Source organism: Saccharothrix sp. DSM 118769, from assembly GCF_052936295.1.
Genome location: NZ_CP193627.1, coordinates 43,562 through 63,863, shown reverse-complemented (window position 1 = coordinate 63,863; position 20,302 = coordinate 43,562). Strand labels below are relative to the sequence as shown.

The 20,302-nt window shown below is 74.0% G+C and carries 21 protein-coding genes; 12 read left to right on the top strand and 9 right to left on the bottom strand.

What is annotated here, in order from left to right; translation table 11 throughout:
- The first annotated feature begins 8 nt into the window (after nucleotides 1-8).
- The 4 genes from ACRAKJ_RS00315 (at nucleotide 9) to ACRAKJ_RS00300 (ending at nucleotide 4,430) form a co-directional block, all read left to right on the top strand.
- Nucleotides 9-647: a hypothetical protein gene (locus ACRAKJ_RS00315; RefSeq protein ID WP_438919615.1), complete on the top strand. Its 639-nt coding sequence runs from the start codon at nucleotides 9-11 to the stop codon at nucleotides 645-647.
- A complete protein-coding gene (locus tag ACRAKJ_RS00310; RefSeq protein WP_438919616.1) occupies nucleotides 640-1,599 on the top strand; it encodes a hypothetical protein in 960 nt (319 codons plus the stop codon). The genes ACRAKJ_RS00315 and ACRAKJ_RS00310 overlap by 8 nt, the downstream gene beginning before the upstream one ends.
- Nucleotides 1,596-2,699: an acyltransferase family protein gene (locus ACRAKJ_RS00305; RefSeq protein WP_438919617.1), complete on the top strand. Its 1,104-nt coding sequence runs from the start codon at nucleotides 1,596-1,598 to the stop codon at nucleotides 2,697-2,699. The genes ACRAKJ_RS00310 and ACRAKJ_RS00305 overlap by 4 nt, the downstream gene beginning before the upstream one ends.
- 135 nt (nucleotides 2,700-2,834) lie before the next feature.
- Nucleotides 2,835-4,430, top strand: coding sequence for an acyltransferase family protein (locus tag ACRAKJ_RS00300; RefSeq protein WP_438919618.1), 1,596 nt, complete (start codon nucleotides 2,835-2,837; stop codon nucleotides 4,428-4,430).
- On the opposite strand, the gene ACRAKJ_RS00295 is transcribed toward ACRAKJ_RS00300, so the two are convergent.
- Complete coding sequence (locus tag ACRAKJ_RS00295; protein ID WP_438919619.1) at nucleotides 4,431-5,741, bottom strand: alginate O-acetyltransferase AlgX-related protein; 1,311 nt, start codon at nucleotides 5,739-5,741, stop codon at nucleotides 4,431-4,433. It lies immediately after the preceding gene.
- 367 nt (nucleotides 5,742-6,108) lie between these two features.
- Between ACRAKJ_RS00295 and ACRAKJ_RS00290 the strand changes: the two genes are divergently transcribed.
- Nucleotides 6,109-6,483 carry a hypothetical protein gene (locus ACRAKJ_RS00290; protein WP_438919620.1) on the top strand — a complete coding sequence of 125 codons (375 nt, stop codon included), beginning with the start codon at nucleotides 6,109-6,111 and terminating at the stop codon, nucleotides 6,481-6,483.
- A 130-nt stretch (nucleotides 6,484-6,613) separates the two neighbouring features.
- Here ACRAKJ_RS00290 and ACRAKJ_RS00285 read toward each other — a convergent pair whose 3' ends face one another.
- The 6 genes from ACRAKJ_RS00285 to ACRAKJ_RS00260 form a co-directional block, all read right to left on the bottom strand.
- Nucleotides 6,614-7,273, bottom strand: a complete 660-nt coding sequence (locus tag ACRAKJ_RS00285) for a response regulator (protein WP_438919621.1) — start codon at nucleotides 7,271-7,273, stop codon at nucleotides 6,614-6,616.
- The gene (locus ACRAKJ_RS00280; RefSeq protein WP_438919622.1) at nucleotides 7,170-8,066 is read right to left on the bottom strand and encodes a histidine kinase; all 897 of its coding nucleotides are present in this window, start codon (nucleotides 8,064-8,066) and stop codon (nucleotides 7,170-7,172) included. The genes ACRAKJ_RS00285 and ACRAKJ_RS00280 overlap by 104 nt, the downstream gene beginning before the upstream one ends.
- Nucleotides 8,067-8,129: 63 nt before the next feature.
- Nucleotides 8,130-8,306 (bottom strand): DUF397 domain-containing protein, encoded by a 177-nt coding sequence (locus ACRAKJ_RS00275; protein ID WP_438919623.1) that lies wholly within the window; start codon nucleotides 8,304-8,306, stop codon nucleotides 8,130-8,132.
- Nucleotides 8,307-8,322: 16 nt separating this feature from the next.
- On the bottom strand, nucleotides 8,323-9,141 hold the full coding sequence (locus ACRAKJ_RS00270; protein ID WP_438919624.1) for a Scr1 family TA system antitoxin-like transcriptional regulator: 819 nt from the start codon (nucleotides 9,139-9,141) through the stop codon (nucleotides 8,323-8,325).
- 357 nt (nucleotides 9,142-9,498) lie between these two features.
- Complete coding sequence (locus ACRAKJ_RS00265) at nucleotides 9,499-11,289, bottom strand: gamma-glutamyltransferase (RefSeq protein ID WP_438919625.1); 1,791 nt, start codon at nucleotides 11,287-11,289, stop codon at nucleotides 9,499-9,501.
- Between the two features lie 66 nt (nucleotides 11,290-11,355).
- Nucleotides 11,356-12,663: a nucleotide sugar dehydrogenase gene (locus tag ACRAKJ_RS00260; protein WP_438919626.1), complete on the bottom strand. Its 1,308-nt coding sequence runs from the start codon at nucleotides 12,661-12,663 to the stop codon at nucleotides 11,356-11,358.
- Nucleotides 12,664-12,946: 283 nt separating this feature from the next.
- On the opposite strand from ACRAKJ_RS00260, the gene ACRAKJ_RS00255 reads away from it, so the two are divergent.
- The gene (locus ACRAKJ_RS00255; protein ID WP_438919627.1) at nucleotides 12,947-13,699 is read left to right on the top strand and encodes an SDR family NAD(P)-dependent oxidoreductase; all 753 of its coding nucleotides are present in this window, start codon (nucleotides 12,947-12,949) and stop codon (nucleotides 13,697-13,699) included.
- Between the two features lie 194 nt (nucleotides 13,700-13,893).
- Here the strand turns inward: ACRAKJ_RS00255 and ACRAKJ_RS00250 are convergent, their stop codons facing one another.
- The gene (locus tag ACRAKJ_RS00250; RefSeq protein ID WP_438919628.1) at nucleotides 13,894-15,528 is read right to left on the bottom strand and encodes a TM0106 family RecB-like putative nuclease; all 1,635 of its coding nucleotides are present in this window, start codon (nucleotides 15,526-15,528) and stop codon (nucleotides 13,894-13,896) included.
- 159 nt (nucleotides 15,529-15,687) lie between these two features.
- Between ACRAKJ_RS00250 and ACRAKJ_RS00245 the strand changes: the two genes are divergently transcribed.
- The 6 genes from ACRAKJ_RS00245 to ACRAKJ_RS00220 all read left to right on the top strand — a co-directional run bounded on the left by ACRAKJ_RS00245 (nucleotide 15,688) and on the right by ACRAKJ_RS00220 (nucleotide 19,970).
- The gene (locus tag ACRAKJ_RS00245) at nucleotides 15,688-16,128 is read left to right on the top strand and encodes a DUF6474 family protein (RefSeq protein ID WP_438919629.1); all 441 of its coding nucleotides are present in this window, start codon (nucleotides 15,688-15,690) and stop codon (nucleotides 16,126-16,128) included.
- Between the two features lie 68 nt (nucleotides 16,129-16,196).
- Nucleotides 16,197-16,739: a hypothetical protein gene (locus ACRAKJ_RS00240; protein WP_438919630.1), complete on the top strand. Its 543-nt coding sequence runs from the start codon at nucleotides 16,197-16,199 to the stop codon at nucleotides 16,737-16,739.
- Between the two features lie 30 nt (nucleotides 16,740-16,769).
- Nucleotides 16,770-17,522 carry a DUF1775 domain-containing protein gene (locus ACRAKJ_RS00235; protein ID WP_438919631.1) on the top strand — a complete coding sequence of 251 codons (753 nt, stop codon included), beginning with the start codon at nucleotides 16,770-16,772 and terminating at the stop codon, nucleotides 17,520-17,522.
- Nucleotides 17,519-18,076: a copper resistance protein CopC gene (locus ACRAKJ_RS00230; protein WP_438919632.1), complete on the top strand. Its 558-nt coding sequence runs from the start codon at nucleotides 17,519-17,521 to the stop codon at nucleotides 18,074-18,076. The genes ACRAKJ_RS00235 and ACRAKJ_RS00230 overlap by 4 nt, the downstream gene beginning before the upstream one ends.
- The gene (locus ACRAKJ_RS00225) at nucleotides 18,073-19,095 is read left to right on the top strand and encodes a copper resistance D family protein (RefSeq protein ID WP_438919633.1); all 1,023 of its coding nucleotides are present in this window, start codon (nucleotides 18,073-18,075) and stop codon (nucleotides 19,093-19,095) included. Before ACRAKJ_RS00230 ends, ACRAKJ_RS00225 begins: the two co-directional genes overlap by 4 nt.
- A 74-nt stretch (nucleotides 19,096-19,169) precedes the next feature.
- The gene (locus tag ACRAKJ_RS00220) at nucleotides 19,170-19,970 is read left to right on the top strand and encodes an NAD(P)H-binding protein (RefSeq protein ID WP_438919634.1); all 801 of its coding nucleotides are present in this window, start codon (nucleotides 19,170-19,172) and stop codon (nucleotides 19,968-19,970) included.
- Between the two features lie 6 nt (nucleotides 19,971-19,976).
- On the opposite strand, the gene ACRAKJ_RS00215 is transcribed toward ACRAKJ_RS00220, so the two are convergent.
- On the bottom strand, nucleotides 19,977-20,270 hold the full coding sequence (locus tag ACRAKJ_RS00215) for a hypothetical protein (RefSeq protein ID WP_438919635.1): 294 nt from the start codon (nucleotides 20,268-20,270) through the stop codon (nucleotides 19,977-19,979).
- Between the last annotated feature and the right edge of the window lie 32 nt (nucleotides 20,271-20,302).

Here is a 20,302-nt window from a genome sequence, read left to right as displayed (position 1 = left end):
GGGGCGCAGTGAAGGTGTCGGGTACGCGCGCGTCCGCGTGGGGCGGGGTGCCGGCGGTGGTGCTGGTCGTCGCCGCCATGGTGGGCGCGTGGGCGCTGTGGGGCGGTCAGCCGCTGCCGGCGAGCGCGCGCAACGTGCCGCCGTCGGGCGAGGCGGGCCGGTTGGCCGCCGACCCGCTGGCGGTGGCCGACTTCGGGTCGGCGACCGAGTCCTACGAGCACGTGCGCGCGTTCGAGGACCTGGTGGGGCTGCGGTTCCTGAACCAGGCCGAGGTCGACGCCTACCGGGGCGCCGGTGCGGGCGCGGCGCGGATGACGCTGTCGTCGCGCCGGCCGGAGGGCCGCGTGCTGGTGACCGTGGTGCGGGTCGCCGACCGCGAGACCGCGCTGGCCACCGCGTTCCGGCTGGACGAGCTCCAGTTCGACTTCGGGCTGGAGCGCGCCGAGCCGGAGCACGGCGTCACGCGCGTCACCCGGGTCCTCTTCGGACCCGACACCGACCCGGCGGTCCGGCCCACGGTCCGCGCCCACTACGTGCACGGCGACCTGGTCGTGCGGGTCGAGCTGAACGCGCGGTCCCGCGACCTGATGTCCCGCTTCGGCGACGTGCTGGCGGTGCAGTTGAAGGCGTTGGCCGCCGATGGCTGACGTGGACGTGGAGGTGCGCACGCCCCCGGGCGTGCGGGTCGTGGCGGCGGTGGCGGTGGTGCTCCTGGCGCACAGCTACCTGTTCGGCCTGTGGGCGAGCCGGGACGGCCAGTCGCCCTGGCTGCTGCTGCTCGTGCGGACCTGGGTGAACCAGCCGACGGGCGTGGGCGAGGACTTCGGCTTCCTGGCGACGGCGCTGCTGCTGCTCGCGGCCGGGTACGCGGCGGGCGGTCCGGGCCACCGGGTCGCGCGCCTGCTGCGCCGGGCCGTGCCGGTGGTGGCGTGCGCCGCCCTGGCCGCCGCGCTGCTGGACCTGCTGGGCGCGCACCCGCTCGTGGAGACACCGGTGACCGCGCCGGTCGCGGCGGTGGCGCTGTTCGGCCTGCTGGCCGCGGCGCTGCGCCCGCTGACGCGGACGCCGTGGCTGCGGGCGCCGTGGCTGCGGGTCGCGGTGCTGCTGGAGCTGGCGTGCGCGGTGGTGCTGCTGGTCGGCTGGGCGGTCGACGCGGGCGGCCCGGGGTTCCTCCGGCCGGTCGGACCGGTCGCCGCGCTGGTGCCGCTGCTCGTGGTGGGGCAGCTGGCCCGGCTGGTGCGCGACGGCCTGGTCACCGTGCCGCAGGGCGCGGGGCTCGGGCTCGCCGCGCTCGCCGTGCTGGTGGTGGCGGACCGGACGACGCCGGACGCGGCCGGCTACTGGCACCCGCTCGGCGCGGTGCTCGCGGTGCTGCTGTTCCTGATCGCGCTGCCGCGCGGCGGCGCCTGGGCGGACGCGCGGCCGGTGCGGTGGTTGAGCGACCGCGCCCTGCCGCTGTACGCCTCGGTCCCGGTGGTCGGCTACGCGGCGGTCGACCTGCTGGGCGCGCTGCCGCTCGTGCTCGCCGTGCCGCTCGGCGCGGGTGTCGCCGGGCTCGCCGCCGAAGGGCTGCACCGGCTTTCGGGGAGGGTGTCGTGAGCGCGCCGACGGTGGAGATCGCGGTGACCCCACCGCGCCGCGACCAGTACCTGCACGGCCTCGACCTGCTGCGGGTGATCGCGTCGTGCGCGGTCGTGCTGACGCACCTGGTCGCCTGGTTCGCGCTGAACGACGAGGACTTCTGGCTGTCCACGCTCCTCCAGGGCGCCGTGATCGACCCGCTGCACCTCAACCCGCGCCTGTCGTTCTTCGGCGTCGCGCTGTTCCTCGTGGTCAGCGGCGTCGTGGTGACGCACGTGGCGAACCGCGAGCGGCCCGTGCAGTTCCTGCGCCGCCGCGTGGTGCGCCTGGTGCCGCTGCTGTGGGTCGTGACGCCGCTGGTGTGGGTGCTGATCAACCTCGGGCAGCGGGTGTCGTCGGCCCGCGAGGGGGACCTGGACCTGGGCGACCTGGTCAGCGGGCTGTTCCTGGCGAACTACTTCCAGGACCCGCCGGTGGCGCTGGTCGCGGTCACCTGGACGCTCCAGATCCAGGTGGTCTTCTACTGCTACGTCGCGCTCACCATCCCCGTGCTGCGCCGGCACGCGTGGCTGCCGCCGCTGGCGGCGGTGCCGCTGTGCTTCGCCACGCTGCTGCTCACCAACGGCACCGGCACGGTGGTGGGCCACCAGATCGGCCAGTTCGGCGCGTACCTGCCGGTGCTGTGCATCGGCCAGCTGATCTCGCTGGTGCACTCGGGCCGGGTCCGCCCGTGGGCGGGCGTCGGGATCGGCGCGGCCCACTTCCTGCTGTTCACGTGGGTGGACAAGGTCGGCGGGTACACGTTCCAGGGCGACTCGGTGCCGCGCACGCTGCTGTTCGCGGTGCTGCTGACCGTGCTGCTGGTGGCGGCGGGCGGGCCGGTGAGCCGGTCGGCGTTCGTGCGCGGCTGGTCGAAGCGGACCTACGCCATCTACCTGATCCACCTCAGCGCGATGTACCCGATGTTCGACGCGCTCATGCCGCACTGGGACCACACCGTCGTCGCGGTGCTGGGCCTGCTGGCCACGGCGCTGGCGGCCGAGGTGCTGCACCGGTTGGTGGAGAGACCGGCCGACCGCGCGATCCGGAAGTGGGAGCGGCGCGAGCGCACGGCGTGACCGGTTCCCGTCGCGCGGGAGACACGGGCGGGCACGCTTCGTTAGCATGCTCGGCGTAACCGGGGAGCGACTGGAAGGGGTAAGCCCCTGAAAGGCCACGACCCCGCGCCGGGGGACGAGACGACCGCCGCCGTGGTGAAGACGCGCATCGCGTTCATCGACATCGGCCGCGGCATCGCCGCGCTGCTCGTCTTCTACAGCCACCTCGCCGAGCAGTGGATCGCCAAGCGCGAAGCCGGTCCCACGCCCGTGGTGGACTTCGTCGACGGGCTGACGAGCGACCCCGTGCACATGGGGCTCCAGGGCATCGGGCAGATCGCCGTGCCGTTCTTCTTCCTGGTCAGCGGGTACGTGGTGACGCCGGTGGCGCTGCGCCAGGGCGGGCGCGGCTTCGGCCTCAACCGCCTGGTGCGGGTGTACGTGCCGATGACGTTCACCGTGCTGCTCACCGCCCTGGTGATCCTGCTCGGCGCGGCGCCGCTGGCGGGCGGCAAGGAGCCCGTCGTCACGCTGTGGACCGTCATCACCAACTCGCTGGTGGTCAACTACCTGATCGTGCCGCAGGTCGTGCTGGTCGGCGTGGCGTGGACGCTCGTCGTGGAGATCCTCTTCTACGTCCTGCTGGTGGCGCTGCTGCCGCTGCTGCGCCGCGCGCCGGCGGCGGCCATCGCGGTGCAGCTGGCGTTCGTGCTCGTCGTGGTGCTGACGGCGCGCGACCTCGGCCCGTCGTGGCTGCTGTTCGCGGTGAACGCCTCGTACGTGGTCATCCCGGTCATCGGCCAGGTCGTGTGGGCGACGACGACCAAGCGGGTGCCGCTGTGGCAGGGCGGGGTGTTCGTCGGGCTGGCGTGGGCGCTGTACGTGCTGGCCGACCACCTGCAGTTCGGCCGGCTGGACACGTCGTACAACCTGGCGCTGGCGTTCGCGTTCCTGTGCTTCCTGATGGGCATGTTCGCCGAACCGCGGCTCGCCCAGCGCAAGGTGTGGACGGCGCTGTCCGAGCGCAGCTACTCGATCTACCTGCTGCACGGCGTGGTCGCGTTCGTGGTGCTCGACCTGCTGCGGCCCGGCGTGCCGCTGCTGCTCGCGGTGCCGATCGCGGTGGCGGTGACGTTCGGCGTGGTGGAGCTGAGCTACCGGTACGTGGAGAAGCCGAGCCACGTGCTGGCCCGGCGGCTGTCCCGGTGGGCCTCGCCCAAGCCCGCGCCCAAGCCCGCGCCGAAGGCCGCCACCGAGGCGGAGGACGGGGCCGAGGCGGAGGACGGGGCGGAGGACGAGCACTGGCCGGACGAGGACGAACCCGACGAGGACGAGCCCGACGAGATCCCCGCGGACTCGCCGGCCGACGCCCCCGCCGAGGTGCCGGTCGCGGTCCCGGCCGGCCGGGCGCGCCCGCGCGCGGAGGAGCCGACCGAGGTGCTCGCGCCGGTCCGACGCGTACCGCCCCGACCGCGCGGCGACATCCCGCCCCCGCGCCGACCGCTGCCTCCCCCGCCGGTCCGGGCAGAGCGGCAGCCGAGGCACGCGGAGCAGCAGCCGAGGCGGCGGGTGCCCCCGCCACCCCCGGTCGAGCGGCCCACCGAACCCATCCCGGCGGTCCCGCCCGCACCCGCACCCGCACCCGCGCCCGAGCCCCGGCGGCGCAGGCGGCTGGACGAGACGGCGACCGGCATCAGCGTGGAGTCGCTGCTGGCCCTCAACGCCGACGCACGCCACCGGCGGGGCCGCTAGCTAGCGGGGGTTCGCGGCCAGTTCCTCGGCGATCACGCCGATGGCGTCGGGGTTCAGGATCGGGTTGATGCCGCCCAGCAGGTTGCGCTCGGCCGCTTCGAGGACCACCACGTCCGTGCCGGCGAGCATCCTGCCCACCGCGCGCGGGTCGGCGACGACGCCGTCCACGTGCTGGATGGTGATGTCGGTGAAGCCCGCCACCAGGTACTGCGCGGTGTAGAAGGCGAACGAGTCGCCGAGCACGCCGACCTTCTTGCCCACCACGCCCTTGCCGGCCGGCTGGGTGAAGCGCTGCGGCTGCCTCGGGTCGCCGTTGACGGCGCGGCTGCGCGTGGTCGAGCCGTCCGGCTTCACGTCGTACGCCTGCATCTCCTCGCGCTCGGTCCGCCCGAGCAGCGGCGCGAGGTCGCCCTGCCGCTCGACCTTGGACGACGGCTCGACCTTCCAGCTCGACGTGCGCCCCGCCTGGACCGCGTCGACCACCGCGCGCACCATCACCAGGCCGCCGTCGTGCGTCCAGTGGCTGTCGTACTTGCTGTAGACCGGGGCCTTGATCCGCTCGGCCTCCGCCTTCATGCCCTTGCGCAGGTCGATCGCCCCGGTCTTGGGCCCGAGCTGGCGCCAGAAGTAGTCGGACGCGCGCTCGTGGCACGTCTTGCCGAAGTACCGGCCGGGCAGGTACTCGGGCATGACCGTGCTCTTGTTCGGGGCGACGGTCAGCACGAACTTCCGCCCCGACGCCTCCACGGCCTGCCGGAGCGCGGCCAGCCGCGCGAACACCTCGTCGGTCCGGAGGGACGGCTCGCACGCGTCCTCGACGTCGTCCCCGAGGTAGAGCCAGTCGTCCTTGCCCACGATGGCGCGCACGTACGCGGTGGGTTCGGGCTGGTCGAGCGACGGGTCCTTCGGCGGCAGCGGGATCGGGCCGCTCGGCTGGTCCTGGCGCTGCTTGGTCGGCGGCGGCGGCGCGTCGCCGAACAGGCGGTTGACCGCGTTGTCGACGGCGACGGCCTTGTCGCGGAACGGGATGTGGTCGTTCGCCCAGGAGTTGAGGCCGGTGAAGAAGCCCCAGCCGGCGGTGATCGACGGGAGGTCGGCGAGCTTGCGGTTCTCGAACTCGGCCGGGCGGACGCCGACGACCAGCAGCAGCGCGGGGACGCAGAAGAACACGACGGCGGCGACGAGCGCGCCGTGCTGCCGGTCGCTGTGGCGCGGGCGGTACAGGGCGTGGTCCCTCGGGAGCAGCGACTCCGGCGTCGGGGGGAGCGCCGACCGCACCACCGGCTTCGCCCTGGTGTCGTCTGCGTGCACGACCCGAGCCTAGTTGCCGGTCACGTCGCCCGTCCGGGGGTCACCGCAAGGTGGGGATTGATAGGGGCCGCCGGGTGCAACCCACGCCCCATGGCGAACGTCTCCCACGGTGACAGCGGAACCGACCCCTGCGGAGGAACGCATGTGGCCGACTGTGAGCCTCGTCACGCTTGGCGCACTCGCATTTGTGGTGCGCACCGTTCGCGTACTGCGGTCCTCTTCGAAATCGACGGCACGCCCCATCGGTATTGACTCAGCCCCACCGGTCTAGTCCCTATGGCGGATTGTCCACTTGCCGTACGATCATTTTCAGGTCGAACGGGCCCGTGCCTGCTTAGGGGACCTCGGAACAAGAGGTAGGTGCATCATGGATCTCGCACTGAGCAAGGTGATCGAGCTGCGCGAGAGCGGGTTCCAGTTCCTGCACCTGCGGGACGAGGACGGGCAGCTCGACCGCATCATGGCGTTCAAGCAGCGCCGCGGGTTCATCGACTCGATCCTCTTCTGGTCCGAGACCGAGGCCCGCGCGGGCAGGCTGCCGGCCGTCCGGGACAGCCAGCGCGCGGCCCAGGCCGTCTGGATCTACGAGGGACCGCTGGTCGAGGCCGTGGACCGGCTGCTGGACCTGCCGGAGCCCGGTTCGCGCAACGCGCCCACCCTGATGAAGCGGACGGCGTCCGACCTCGCGGTCGTGACCACCCTGCCGTTCAGCATGAAGCTGCCCCCCGGCGCCATCGCCTAGACATCCCGCGTTAACGTCACCCGCCGCACACAAAATGCGGCGGGTAGTCGTCGTTTCGTCACGGTGAGTAGTTTCACGCCTTTGTTGCGCAATTCTCCGGCGTGAACTAAACGACCGTAAGCAGGAATATTCACCCTCGCCGGGGCGAGACCAAACCTGATTCATAGGCCAGCACGACGAGTTGCGCGCGGTCCCGCGCGGCCAGTTTGGTCATCACCCGGCTGACGTGGGTGCGGGACGTGGCGGGGCTGATCACGAGGTGCGCGGCGATCTCGTCGTTCGACAGGCCGGCCGCCACGAGCGCGAGCACCTCCCGTTCCCGCGCGGTCAGCTCGCGCAGCGCCGCCGGGTCGGGCCGGCGGAACTCCGGTCTCCCCGCGTACTCCCCGATCAGCTTCCGGGTGACGCTCGGCGCGAGCAGGGCGTCACCGGCGGCGACGACGCGCAGGGCGTGCAGCAGCTCCACCGGGTCGGCGTCCTTGAGCAGGAAGCCCGACGCGCCCGCCCGGATCGCCTCGAACACGTACTCGTCCGCGGTGAACGTGGTCAGCACCAGCACCCTCACCCCGGGCAGCTCGGCGCACACCCGCCTGGTCGCGGCGAGGCCGTCGGTGCCGGGCATCCGGATGTCCATCACCACGACGTCCGGCCGGTGCTCGTGGGCGAGCCGCACGGCCTCCGCGCCGTCACCCGCCTCGCCGACGACCTCGAAACCGTCCTCGGTGTCCAGCAGCAGCCGGAAACCCGCGCGCACGAGCGCCTGGTCGTCGGCCAGCACGACCCTGATCACCACGGACCTCCCACGGCAGCACGGCGCGGACCCGGAACCCGGTGGCGGTCGGGCCGGCGTCGAGCGCGCCACCGAGCGCTTCGACGCGTTCGCGCATCCCCCGCAGGCCCTCGCCCGCGCCCTGCGGGGCGCGACCCCCGCTCCCGTCGTCGGTGACGGTCAGGACCAGGCCGTCGTCGGCGCGCTCGAACCCCACCACCACCTCGGTCGCGTCGGGCGCGTACCGCACGGCGTTGGTCAGCGCCTCCTGCACCACCCGGTACGCGGCGGCGTCGACGCTCGCGGGCAGCTCCCCCGGATCGCCGACCACGCGGGCGTTCGCCACCGGCCGGACCAGCTCGTGGAGCCGGGCCAGGCCGGGCACGGGGGTGGTGCCCGCACCGGTCCGCAGCACGCCGAGCGTGGCCCGGAGGTCGTCGAGCGCGTGCCCGCTGGCCTCCTTGATCGCCCGCAGCGCCTTGACCGCCTCCTCGGGGCGGCGGTCGGCGACGTGCGCGGCCACCCCGGCCTGCACGTTGATCACGGCGAGGCTGTGCGCGACCACGTCGTGCACCTCGCGCGCGATCCGCAGCCGCTCCTCCTCCACCTGGCGCCCCCGCCGCTCGGCCACCCTGGTCCGCCCCAGGGACAGCACGGCGAACGCGGGCGCGAGGATCACCGGCCCGACGTGGCCGGTCGCGTAGTAGAGCCAGGTCGAGGCCCCGGTGACCCAGATGACGGCCACCGGGTAGCGCGCACGCCAGATCAGCGGCGCGAACGTCGCCGCGAACCAGACCCCGGTCAGCCATCCCACGGCTCGAACGTACGGGAGGGCGGGCGGCCGGACATCGGACCGGGGTCCGAGATCCGGCGTACGTCAGCGGTCGTACGCGCCCTGCTTGGCGGCGGTCAGGAAGGCCGGCCAGTCAGCGAGCGCGACGGTGGGCCCGGCGGGGTTCTTGGAGTCGCGGACCAGGGCCGCGCGACCGTCGAGGGCGACCTCGACGCAGTTCCCGTTGCCGCCGGTGTTGCTGCGCGTGCTCTTGCGCCACATGGCACACCCCGATCCCTCATCGCTCCGCCGCCAGTCTCTCGATCCGCTCGGCGGATTCCGCCGGGGACAACGCCAGCTTCGAGAGGTGGGTGAAAGTCAGCTTAGCCACCTTGACCTTCGACGGGTCCTCCACGTGGAGCGACCCGGCGGCGTGCTCGATGTAGAGCACCGACCGGTCGAACTCCACCGGGAAGTCCAGCACGGTGAAGGGACCCATCTGGCCGTCGTTGGGCCCCGCCCCCCACGGCAGGAGCTGGACGGTGACGTTGTCCCGCTCCGCCTCCTCCCGGATGAGCGCCAACTGCGCCGCCGAGGCGTGGGCGAGGGCGCCTTCGGCCATGATCGCGTGCAGGGCGAGCGGCTCATCGGCCGACAACCGCTGCCGGCGGGTCAGCCGCACCTCGATCTGGTTCTCCACCCACTTCCGCGACCGCTGCACCCGCGCCCGCGCGAACCCCGCCCGGAGGTAGTCCTCGGACTGGAGCAGCCCCGTCACGTACATGACCTGGTAGTCCGAGACCCTCGCGGCGTCGTGCTCCAGGCTGATGTAGCCCTGGTCGTCCAGGTCGTACTTGGTCCACCAGCCCTGTTCCGTCGCCCGCGCGTGCATCTCCAGGTACGGCTCCCACTGGGAGAGCGGCACGCGGTAGACGTCCAGCATCGCGCGCACGGCGTGGTAGTCCGGCTTCTGCCCCAGCTCGATGCGGCTGAGCTTGCGGTGGTCGTAGTTCAACGCCTCCGCCGCCTCGTGCTGCGACATCCCGGCCCGCTTCCGCAGCTCCTTCAGCACCTCGCCGAGCCTGCGCAGCCGTTGGTCCGTCACGATCCTCGGCACCCGCCACCTCCCGTGATCATGGATGAGGCGACGCTACGACCGGCAGGACCGGATTCGGGATTCCCACCAGCCGTCGACCGGCCCGGTGATCACCGGGGCGGGTGAACAAATCCACTCGCCCGGATTGCGGAGCTTGAAGCGGGCACCCCCGGTGCGGAATTTTTCGCCCGTGAACCCCGGGAAGACCACCGCGGTCGCCCTCGGCGGCACCGCCGTCGTGCTGGAGCCGGGCTCCAGCCGCTGAGCCGGAACGGTCCCGGCCCCCTCCCCCTCGGGCCGGGGCCGTTCCAACCCCCGACGTCGGCGAACCGGCGTCAGCGAACCGGCGTCAGCGAACCCGATGTCGGCGAACCGGCGTCAGCGACCGACCGCGTACCCCTGGGCACCGCGCGGGTTGGCCGCGCCGCGCAGCAGGCCGCCCCGCGGGTCCCGCGCCACGGCCGACATGCGCCCCAGCGCCCACGGCCCCGCGTCGACCACCGAGTGGCCGCGCTCGCGCAGTTCCCCGATCCCGCCGAAGCGGGACTCGACCACGACCTCGCCCGGCGTCCACGAGCGCGGGAAGAACGAGCTGGGGAACGCGTTGGTGTGCCACATCGGCGAGTCGATGGCCTCCTGGAGGTTCATCCCGCCGGCGGTGTGCGCGAGCCAGAACCCGAGCTGCCACTGGTCCTGCTGGTCGCCGCCCGGCGTGCCGAACGCGAGCGCGGGCAGGCCGTCGCGCAGCGCCAGCGACGGCGACAGGGTGATCCGGGGGCGCTTGCCGGGGGCCAGCGAGTTCGGCAGGCCCTCGTCGAGCCAGAACATCTGCGCCCGGCTGCCCAGGCAGAAGCCCAGCGACGGGATGGTCGGCGACGACTGGAGCCAGCCGCCGGACGGGGTGGCGGACACGACGTTGCCCCAGCGGTCGACCACGTCGACGTGGACGGTGTCGCCGCGCACGGTCCCGGTGCGGCCGACGGTGGGTTCGCCGATCGCGCCGAGGCTGTCCTTCTCCACCGGGGCCACCGGGCCGCGCAGCACGTGCGCGGGCAGCCGCGGGTCCGCGCCCAGCGGCGAGCCGGGGCGCAGGTCGAGCGAGGCGGTGTCGGTGACGAGCGCGCGCCGCGCGTCGGCGTACTCGCGGGACAGCAGCACGTCGAGCGGCACGTCGCCGGTGTCGCCGTACCACGCCTCGCGGTCGGCGAACGCGAGCTTGGCGCTCTCCACGGCGAGGTGCACGGTGTCCGCGGTGGGCACGCCGTCGACGTAGCCGATCCGGTCGGCGAAGCCCTCCAGCAGCCGCAGCTGCTGGAGCAGCACGGGTCCCTGGGTCCACGCGCCGGGCTTCGCGACGGTCCACGGGCCGAAGTCGGCCGTCACGGCGTCCTCGTAGGTCGCCGCCCACGAGGCCATGTCGTCGCCGGTGAGCACGCCCGCGTGGTCCCGGCCGGAGTCGTCGCGGCGCGCGGTGCGGAAGAAGTCGTCGACCTGGGCGGCGACGAAGCCCTGCGACCAGGCGCGGCGCCCGGCCTCGATCTGCGCCTCGCGGTCGGACCCGGCGGCCTCGGCGGCGGCGAGCAGCCACTCCCAGGTGTCGGCGAGCCTGGTGTTGCGGAAGCGCTCCCCGGCGGCCGGCGGCACGCCGCCGGGGAGCCACAGCTCCGCCGACGTCGTCCAGTGGTCGCGGAACAGGTCGGCGACGGTGGAGATGGTGGCGCTCACGCGCTCCAGCAGCGGGAAGCCGTCACGGGCGTAGCCGATGGCGTACCCGAGGACGTCGCGCAGGGACTTGGTGCCGTAGTCGCGCAGCAGGGTCAGCCAGCCGTCCCACGCGCCGGGCACGGTGGCCGCGAGCAGGCCGCTGCCGGGCACGAGGTCGAGCCCGAGGTCCCGGTAGTGCGCGATCGTCGCGCCGGCGGGGGCGACGCCCTGGCCGCACAGCACCCTGGGCGTGGTCTCGCCGGCGGCGGCGAACACCGCGGGCACCTCGCCGCCGGGGCCGTTGAGGTGCGGTTCCACCACTTGCAGCACGAAGCCGACGGCGACGGCGGCGTCGAAGGCGTTGCCGCCGTCCTCCAGCACGGCCATGCCCGCGGAGGACGCGAGCCAGTGCGTCGACGCGACCATGCCGTGCGTGCCGACGAGTTCAGGGCGGGTGGTGAACATTTCGACAACGTACGTCGCGGCACCCGATTTTGTTAACCCTGCTAACGAGGTTGTCCCCCTGAAGATCTACTGAACGCGAACGGTGCTCGCGCCGCGCACCGGTCCGCGGCCCGGTGCCAGCAGCACCAGGCCCGCCCGGCGCAGGGCGTCCGGGTCCAGGTGGTTGCGGGTGTCCAGCACCGTCGACCCGGCCATCCCCGCCGCGACCCGCGCCCAGTCGAGCGCGCGGAACTCGGGCCACTCCGTGAGCAGCACCACGGCGTCCGCACCGCGCACCGCCGCGTACGGGTCGTCCACCACGGTCATGCCGACCAGCGGCCGGTCCACCTGCGGGTCGTGCGCGACCAGCTCCGCGCCCTCGAACGCGAGCAGCTCCGCCACGGCCAGCGCGGGCGAGTCGCGCAGGTCGTTCGTGCCCGCCTTGAACACGAGGCCCAGCACGCCGATCCGCCTGCCCGCGAGCGGCCCGACGGCGGCGCGCAGCCTGTCCACCACCCGTCGCTGCTGCCGGGCGTTCGTCTCGATGGTGGCCTTGACCAGCGAGAAGTCCACGCCGACCGACTCGGCGATGCGCACCATGGCGTGCGTGTCCTTGGGCAGGCACGACCCGCCCCAGCCGGGACCCGGCCGCAGGAACGACTGGCCGATGCGCCGGTCGTGGCCCATGCCCTCGGTGACCGAGGTGACGTCCGCGCCGACCAGCTCGCACAGCTCGGCGACCGCGTTCACGTACGACAGCTTCATCGCCAGGAAGCAGTTGGCCGCGTACTTGACCACCTCGGCGCTGGCCGCGTCCATCAGCACGGTCGGCGCGCCGAGCCTCGCGAACAGGGCGGCGACCCGTTCGGCGGCCGGCGGCGAGTCGGAGCCGACCACGATCCGGTCGGGGTGCAGGAAGTCCCGCACCGCGCTGCCCTCGCGCAGGAACTCCGGGTTGGACACCACGGCCACGTCGTCGCGGCCGAGCAGGGCGGCGATCCGGGCGGACGTGCCGACCGGCACCGTGGACTTGCACACGACGACCGCGCCGCGCGGCAGCACGTCCCGGACCTCCGCGGCCACCGCCTCCACCGCGGACAGGTCCGCCGCGCCGCCCGCGCCCATCGGCGTGGGCAGGCACAGGAACACCACCTCGGCATCGGCCACGGCGTGCCGCGCGCCCACCACGAAGTCGAGCCGGCCCGCCGCCCGGCCCCGCGCCACCAGGTCGGCGAGGTCGGGTTCGAGGATGTCGACCTGCCCGGCGCGCAGCCGGGCGACCTTCAGCGCGTCCACGTCCGCGCACACGACCCGATGACCGAGGGAGGCCAGGCACGCCCCCGTCGTCAGGCCCACGTAACCCGTTCCCACGACCGCGATCCGCCGGACGAACATGCCGCCGACGGTGCCGGCCGAAGTTTGCGGCGGGTCGAACTCCAGCTGTATGCGGAGAGTGAGATCGGTGGTCCCCCGGGTGCACGCCGGAACACCTCTCGCGGTGGACGCGCGTTCACGCTGGTCGCGGGCAGGGTCGGGGGTGTGGAACTCCTCGTGGTGGTGGTGACGTTCGTCGGGCTGGCGGTGCTGGCGGCCGTGCCGTTGGTCGCACTGCTGCACCTCTCGGAGCGCCGGGAGCTGAACGACCGTTAACCTCCTGTCCGTCGGACAGGAGGAATGCATGGAGATCTCGGGTACCGCGGCGATCGTCACCGGCGGCGCGTCCGGTCTGGGTGCGGCGACCGCACGGGCGCTGGCCGCGCGCGGCGCGTCCGTGTTCGCGCTCGACCTCAGGGTGGAGGGCGCCGAAGCGGTCGAGGGCGTCACCTACGTCGCGGCGGACGTGACCTCGGAGGAGGACGTCCAGGCCGCCGTCGACGCCGCCGCCGGCTCCGGCGCGCCGCTGCGGGTCGTGGTGAACTGCGCGGGCATCGGCCCGTCCACGCGGACCGTCGGCAAGTCCGGCCCGCACCCCCTCGACCTGTACCGCAAGGTCCTGGACGTCAACGTGGTCGGCACGTTCAACGTGCTGCGGCTCGCGGCGGCGGCCATGGGCCGGACCGAGCCGCTGGAGCACGGGCAGCGCGGGGTGGTGGTCAACACGGCGTCGATCGCGGCGTACGACGGGCAGATCGGCCAGGTCGCGTACGCGTCGTCCAAGGCGGCGGTGGTCGGCATGACCCTGCCCGCGGCGCGCGACCTGTCATCGGTCGGCGTGCGGGTGATGACGATCGCGCCGGGGATTGTGGACACGCCCATGCTGGCCACGGTCTCCGAGGAGTTCCGCGCCGGCCTGGCGGCGGGCGTGCCGTTCCCGAAGCGCCTCGCCCTGCCCGACGAGTACGCCGCCCTGGCCGTCTCCATCGTCGAGCACGACTACCTGAACGGCGAGGTCATCCGCATGGACGGCGCCCTCCGCATGTCCCCCCGCTAACCCGCGAGAGTCCAACGCTCAGACCCCGAGAGTCCAACGCTCAGGTCGCGAGAGTCCAACGCTCAGGACCTCTGAGTTCTACGTTCGCGGCTAACGCCGTTAGTCCCGAACGCAGAACTCAGGGGGCCTGGAAGTTGGACTCTCGGGGCCTGGAGGTACGACTCTCGGGGCCTGGGGGTTGGACTCTCGCGGGGTCAGAGGTCGCCGGCGAAGGGGAGGTCGTCCATCGCGTCCGACGTCATCCAGGCGCGCAGGGCGTGGGTGGCGCGGACGTCGTCCTCGTTGTACTCCAGCAGCCTGCGGGCCTGGTCCGGGTCGGGGGTCTGGCCGTCCACGCCGACCGCGTCGCGGTACCAGCGCATCGAGTTCTCGCCGCCGGCCTCCGGGTCGCGCCACCGGAACCCCGCGACCGGGGCGATCGTCTTCAGGCCCTTGCCGTGGGCGCACAGGAACTGCTGCTGCACGATGCCGAACAGGTCGACCCACGCGTCGGACGAGATGAACTCGCGCACCTGGGCGACGGTGGGGATGCCCGGCCTGCCCTTGAACCGCTGGGCGGACCCCAGCAGCCACCGGTTCTCGGCCAGCTCGTTGTAGCAGTAGGCGCGGAAGGTCAGGCCGCGCGCGCGGGCCCGCAGCCGCACGCCGGTGAGCCAGCCCCAGAACTCGGCGAACGAACGGGCCTCGTCGTCGCACGGCAGCGGCTCCCAGGTGGCGAACGCCCGGTAGCCGGGCTCCTCGCCGACGTCCGCGCCGGACAGCAGGCAGCCCCACATGTACGCGCCGAGGTCGCCGAAGCTCTCCATGTCCACGTCGACCTCGACGTCGGCGCGCGGCACGTCCATCGACGGCACGCGGCGCACCACGGTCAGGTCGCGCAGCCAGGCGCGGGCCAGCACGACGGCGTCCGCGTGCAGCATCCCGACGAGCGGCGTCACCGGCTCGGCCGGGTCGAGCCGGGCCAGGTCGTCCACGGTGACCACGCCGACCTTGCGCAGCGCCACGGCGTCCTCGCCGCGCACGACGAGGCTCACGTCCCGGGCCTCCCTCAGGTCGCCCTCGCACACCGGCCACCACGGGCAGCTGCGGCACTCCACGATCCGCGACGGCCTGGCCAGCGGCTGCGCGCCGGTCGCGGCGGCCGCCGCCACGGCCAGCCGGTCGGAGAACCGCGAGTCGTACTCGGCGAGCGCCGTGCGCCCGCCCGGCCAGGTCGGGGCCTCCAGGTCGTGCCAGACGACGACGTCGGCGTCCATGCCGACCACACCGCCCGTCGCACGGCCCCGCGCGGCGAACCCGGCGGCCTGGAGCTGCCGCTGGGCGTGCGCGAGGCGGAGCTGGTCGCGGGGCTGCGGGCGGACCTTGCGCAGCGGGTCGACGCGCGCGCCGCCGGGCAGCGGGTAGGACAGCGGCGACGTCCGCGCGCCCTGCCCGGGGTCGCTCACCTTGTGCCGGACGACGAGCACCGGCACGTACCCGGTGCTCTCCTTCACGAGCAGGTCGATGCCGCCGCGCCGCCCGCCCAGCGGGTCGCGCGGCAGGGCCGCTCCCCAGATGAACGGCACCCCCGCCCGCATGGCGGCGGCGGTGACGCGTTCCCGGTCGGCGCTCGGCACGTCCTGCGGGATCTCCATCAGGTCGGAGCCGACGACCCGGCCCAGCGCGGTCGCGACGACGCGCCGGTGGTCGGTCGCGTCGGCCTTGCGCTGCACGCCCGTGGGGTCGGGCGGGAGCTTGGGCGCCTCCCGCATGGTCGGATCGTGTTCGAGGTGCACCCGCCGCCGGCAACGAGTGACCACACCGGCGTCGAGCTGCACCTGGGAAGTCACCCCGGAAGCGTAAGCCGTGCGTTGTGTGCTTGTACCGGCAACCTCACCGACCCGGGCGACCCCACCGACCCGGCAACCTCACCGACCCGGGCGACCCGGCGTGGTCGAGTCGATCTTTTGCCCGAACGGCTCTAGGGTCTGCGGTGAGGAGGTGCCGCCGTGGCGCGTGCGAAGGGCAAGGGGTTCACCCCGAGCCGGGCGAAGAACCTCGTGGGCGTGGCCAAGGTGCTGGCGCCGGCGCTGATCCCGGTGGTGGCGCCGATCGCCGTCCGGGCCGCCGCGCTCCTCAGCGACCGCTACGACCACTTCCGGGCGTCGCGCCTCGGCGTGCCGGTGGACGAGCTGACCAGGTACTCGGGCCACGGCGCCCGCCTGCACGCCCGCGTCGCCGGGTTCACCGAGGCCCTCGACCAGCTGCGCGACACCGAGCGCGGGTACGTGGAGGCGACCGAGCGGCGGCTGGGCCAGCTGATGGCGGCCGTGCGGGCGGCGGAGCGCATGCCGTCCCCGCGCCGGCGCGCCGCCCACCGCGCCGTGGCCGCGGACCTGGACGCCCTGGAGGCCGACCTGCTCAAGCGCCTCGGCGTGCGGGGGGACTGAGCGGCGGGACCGACGCCCCTTCGGACGGGGGCTCCCGCCGGCGTGACCCGACCTCCTAGGCTCTGCGTGTGACCAGACGGCCCGCTCCCACCCGCTCCGCGCGGGCGGCGTTGCTGGCCGTCACCTCGTCGGCACTCACCGTCACCGCGCACGGCGCGGCGGGCGGCGAGGTCACCGAGTTCGCGCCGGCCCTGCCGTTGACGCTGCTCGTCGCGTTCGCGGGCACCGCGTTCGCCGACCGCGGCCGGCGGCCGTGGACGGTGCTGGCCACGCTCGGCGTCGCCCAGGTGGGGCAGCACCTGCTGCTCGGCCTCGGCCACCACACCGCCGACGGACCCGGCCTCGGGTTCAGCCCGACCGCCATGACCGCCGCGCACGTCGTCGCCGCGCTGCTCACCGGCCTGCTGCTGGCCAGGGCGGACGCGGCGCTGGGCGCGCTGGGCGCGGTCGCGCGCAGGCTCGTGCCGCTGCCGCCCACCCCGCCCGCGCCGGTCGGCGCGGTGGCCGTCCCGGTGCCGTCGTCAACCCCGGACCGGCTGGTCGGCGTGCTGCTGCGCCGCGTGAACGGCCGCCGCGGTCCTCCCCCGCTCCTGATCACCCGAGTCCCCTAGAACCCTCTGGTACCCAGGAGCAACAACTCCATGTCGATCAAGCGATCCGGCGTGCGCGCGCTCGCCCGGGGCGGCGCCGTGCTGGCCACCGCCGGTTTCCTCGTGCTCGGGACGGCCGGCCTGGCGTCCGCGCACGTCACCGCGTCCACGCCCGCCCCCGCCAAGCAGGGCGGCTACACCAAGGTCACGCTGCGGGTGCCGAACGAGCGCCCCGACGCGGGCACGGTCAAGCTGGAGCTGACCCTGCCCGCCGAGTACCCGCTGGCCTCGGTCAGCACCAGGCCCGTCCCCGGCTGGAAGGCCGAGGCGGTCAAGGAGAAGCTGGCCACCCCGGTCACCAGCCACGGCCGCGAGGTGACCGAGGCCGTCCGCACCGTCACGTGGACCGCCGACCCGGGCACCCGCGTCGAGCCCGGCCAGTTCAACGAGTTCGACCTGTCCATCGGCCCGCTGCCGGACAACACCGAGCAGCTGCTGCTGCCCACCAAGCAGACCTACGACAGCGGCGAGGTCGTGGACTGGAACGCCCCGCCGCCCGCCGAGGGCGGTGACGAGCCGGAGCGCCCCGCGCCCGTGCTGAACCTCGTCAAGGCGGACGGCGACGCCCACGGGGCCGCGGTCGCCACGGCGTCGGCGGACCCGCACGGCACGACGGCCGCCGCGGCGACCGACGACACCGCCCGCTGGCTGGGCGGCGCCGGGCTCGCGGTCGGCGCGCTCGGCCTCGGGTTGGGTGCGGGAGCCGTGCTGCGGTCCCGTCGAGCGGGCAAGCCGACCGCATGAGGCGCGTCGTCTCGCTGCTGCTGACCGGCCTGGTCGCGGGTCTCGTCGTGCTCGGCACGGCCGTTCCCGCGTCCGCGCACAACGTGCTGGTCAGCAGCGACCCGAAGGACGGGGCGCGGCTGGGGTCCGGGCCGACGGCGATCACGCTGACCTTCGACCAGCCGGTGCAGGCCGGGGAGAAGTTCAACACGGTCACCGTCACCGGCCCGGAGGGCACGCGCTGGGAGGCGGAGGGCGAGCCGACGGTCAAGAACAACAGCGTCACCTTCGCGGTGCGCCCGCTGGGGCCGGCCGCGGAGTACGCGGTCGGCTACCGCGTCCTGTCGGCGGACGGCCACCCGGTGACCGGGTCGCTCAAGTTCACCACCTCGGTGGCGGGCGACGGCACCCCCGCGCCCGTCACGTCCTCCGGCACCGCGGGTTCGGCGTCCTCGCCGGACGGTGACGGGGGCGTGCCGCTCTGGGTGTGGATCGCGGCGGCCGTCGTGCTGCTGGGCGGCGGCGTGTTCCTCGCGCTGCGCGGCGGCGCGCCGAAGGGGAACGCCGGGCGATGACCGCGGACCGGACCACCACCCCCGCGAACCGGTACTGGGTCGCCGGCGGCCTGCTCGCGGGCGGCGCCGTCGGCGTCCTGCTGGGCTTCGGCCTGTCCACCACCCCCGAGGTGGTCGGCGTGGCCGAGCCGGGGGTGGTGGTCCGCGTCGGCCACCCGCTCGTCCGCACCCTGCTCGACCTGGCCGCGACGGTCGTCGTCGGCCTGTCGCTGCTGCCGAAGCTGCTCGGCTTCACCCGTCCCGCGATGACCGAGCCGGTGCTGCGCGTGGCCCGACCGGCGGCCGTCGTGGCGGCGGCGGTGTGGGCGCTCACGGCGCTGCTGTCGATCGTGATCAGGGCCTACGAGACCAGGCCGGACGCCGAGCTGACCATGCCGATGGTCGTGGACTACGTCCAGCGGGTCGGCGCGGGCCAGGGACTGCTGTTCAGCGCCGTGTGCGCCTCGGTCTACGTCGTGATCGGCGTGCTGGCCGTGCGGCGCGGCGAGTCGGTGCCGGCCGAGCTGCGCATCCTGATCTCCATGTTCGGCCTCCTGCCGCTGCCGGTGACGGGGCACGCGTCGAACTGGAAGTACCACGACTACTCCATGATCTCGATGGAGCTGCACGTGCTGGGCGCGGCGGCGTGGACGGGCGGGCTGGCGGCCCTGGTGGTGCTGGTCGCCCACCGGCGGGGGCTGCTGGCGGAGGCGCTGCCGAAGTTCTCGAAGCTGGCCACGATCGCGTTGGCGCTGGTCACGGTGACCGGGCTGTTCAACGGCGTGCTGGAGCTGGCCCTGAACCCGGTGATCAGCCTGCCGGGTTCGCTGGTCACCACCTCGTACGGCCTGGTGCTGCTCGGCAAGGCGGTGTGCGCGGTGGCGCTGGGGCTGCTGGGGGCGAACATCCGGTGGCGGCTGCTGCCGCACGTCGCGCAGCACAGGACCACGGCGCTGGTGGGGTGGGCGGCGGTGGAGCTGGCCGTCATGGGGGTGGCGTTCGGCCTGGCCGTCGTGCTGTCCCGCGCCCCGGTGGCCTGACGCCCGCCTGCCCCGCACCCCGTGCGACCAGGTGCGACGCGCGACTGTCGGGGGTCTGTGGTGAGGTCGGGGGCATGGCTGGGAAACCGATCCTCGTACTGGGCGCCACCGGCACGACCGGCAGCCGGGTGGCCGACCTGCTCGACGCGGCCGGTCACGACGTCAGGCGCGCGTCGCGGCGCGGCGAGGTGCCGTTCGACTGGGGCGACCGGGTCACCTGGGCGCACGCGCTGACCGGCGTCGAACGGGTGTACCTGATGGCGCCGCACGAGCTGCCCGTCGACCCCGACTTCGTGCTGGAGGCGGTCAACCGGGGCGTGCGGCGGTTCGTGCTGCTGTCCAGCCGGGCGATCGAGGAGATGCGCGACGAGCGGCTGCTGGCCGCCGAACAGCTGGTCGCCTCGTCCGGGGTCGACTGGACCGCGGTGCGGCCCGACTGGTTCGACCAGAACTTCGACGAGGGGTTCTTCCGCGAGTCGGTGGTGGCGGGCGAGCTGGTGCTGCCCTTCGGCGAGCGGCGGGTGGCGTTCGTCGACGCCGGGGACATCGCGGCGGTGGCCGCGGCGGCGCTCGTGGAGGACGGGCACGCGGGGCGCACCTACGAGGTGACCGGGCCGGAGGCGTTGTCGTTCCCGGCCGCCCTGGAGGAGATCGGGCGGGTCAGCGGGCGGCGGGTCGCGTTCCGCGGCACGGCCGACGACTACCGGGCCGTCGTGCCGCCCGAGGTGGCCGAGGCGCAGGTCGCGGCGTGGGACGCGTGGGGCGAGTCGGACGTGACCGACGCCGTGGAGCGGGTCGCGGGGCGCCCGCCCAAGTCGTTCCGCGCGTACGCCGAGGACGCGTGGGCGAACGGCGCCTGGCGGCCCAAGCGCTGACCGGTCCTAGTCGCTGACCACGCGGGACGAGCGGGTCTCGCGCAGGTGGGTCAGGGCGGACACGGCGGACCTGCCCCGGCGCTCCAGCTCGCGCGCGTCGATCCAGCCGTTGGCGAAGTAGCGGTAGTCCTGGGCGAGCTTCACCAGCTCGGCGAGGTGGTCGGCGGACCGGCGGCGCCGCTGCTCGTCGAACGACGCCAGCAGCGGCAGCTGGGTGTCGACGACCTCGTCGAGCATCTTCGCGGACTGGAGCGCCCGCCTCGTGCGCCTGCGCTTCGCCCCGAGCAGATCCACGACCACGCTGCACCTCGCCGACCCCGTCACGCGCATCC

What these genes read in the sequence shown, in the direction of transcription:
- ACRAKJ_RS00265 (WP_438919625.1), bottom strand. Translation starts at nt 11,289, where the DNA reads ATGTTCACCACCCGCCCTGAACTCGTCGGCACGCACGGCATGGTCGCG.
- ACRAKJ_RS00235 (WP_438919631.1), top strand. Translation starts at nt 16,770, where the DNA reads ATGTCGATCAAGCGATCCGGCGTGCGCGCGCTCGCCCGGGGCGGCGCC.
- ACRAKJ_RS00255 (WP_438919627.1), top strand. Translation starts at nt 12,947, where the DNA reads ATGGAGATCTCGGGTACCGCGGCGATCGTCACCGGCGGCGCGTCCGGT.
- ACRAKJ_RS00230 (WP_438919632.1), top strand. Translation starts at nt 17,519, where the DNA reads ATGAGGCGCGTCGTCTCGCTGCTGCTGACCGGCCTGGTCGCGGGTCTC.
- ACRAKJ_RS00225 (WP_438919633.1), top strand. Translation starts at nt 18,073, where the DNA reads ATGACCGCGGACCGGACCACCACCCCCGCGAACCGGTACTGGGTCGCC.
- ACRAKJ_RS00290 (WP_438919620.1), top strand. Translation starts at nt 6,109, where the DNA reads ATGGATCTCGCACTGAGCAAGGTGATCGAGCTGCGCGAGAGCGGGTTC.
- ACRAKJ_RS00310 (WP_438919616.1), top strand. Translation starts at nt 640, where the DNA reads ATGGCTGACGTGGACGTGGAGGTGCGCACGCCCCCGGGCGTGCGGGTC.
- ACRAKJ_RS00220 (WP_438919634.1), top strand. Translation starts at nt 19,170, where the DNA reads ATGGCTGGGAAACCGATCCTCGTACTGGGCGCCACCGGCACGACCGGC.
- ACRAKJ_RS00275 (WP_438919623.1), bottom strand. Translation starts at nt 8,306, where the DNA reads ATGTGGCGCAAGAGCACGCGCAGCAACACCGGCGGCAACGGGAACTGC.
- ACRAKJ_RS00260 (WP_438919626.1), bottom strand. Translation starts at nt 12,663, where the DNA reads ATGTTCGTCCGGCGGATCGCGGTCGTGGGAACGGGTTACGTGGGCCTG.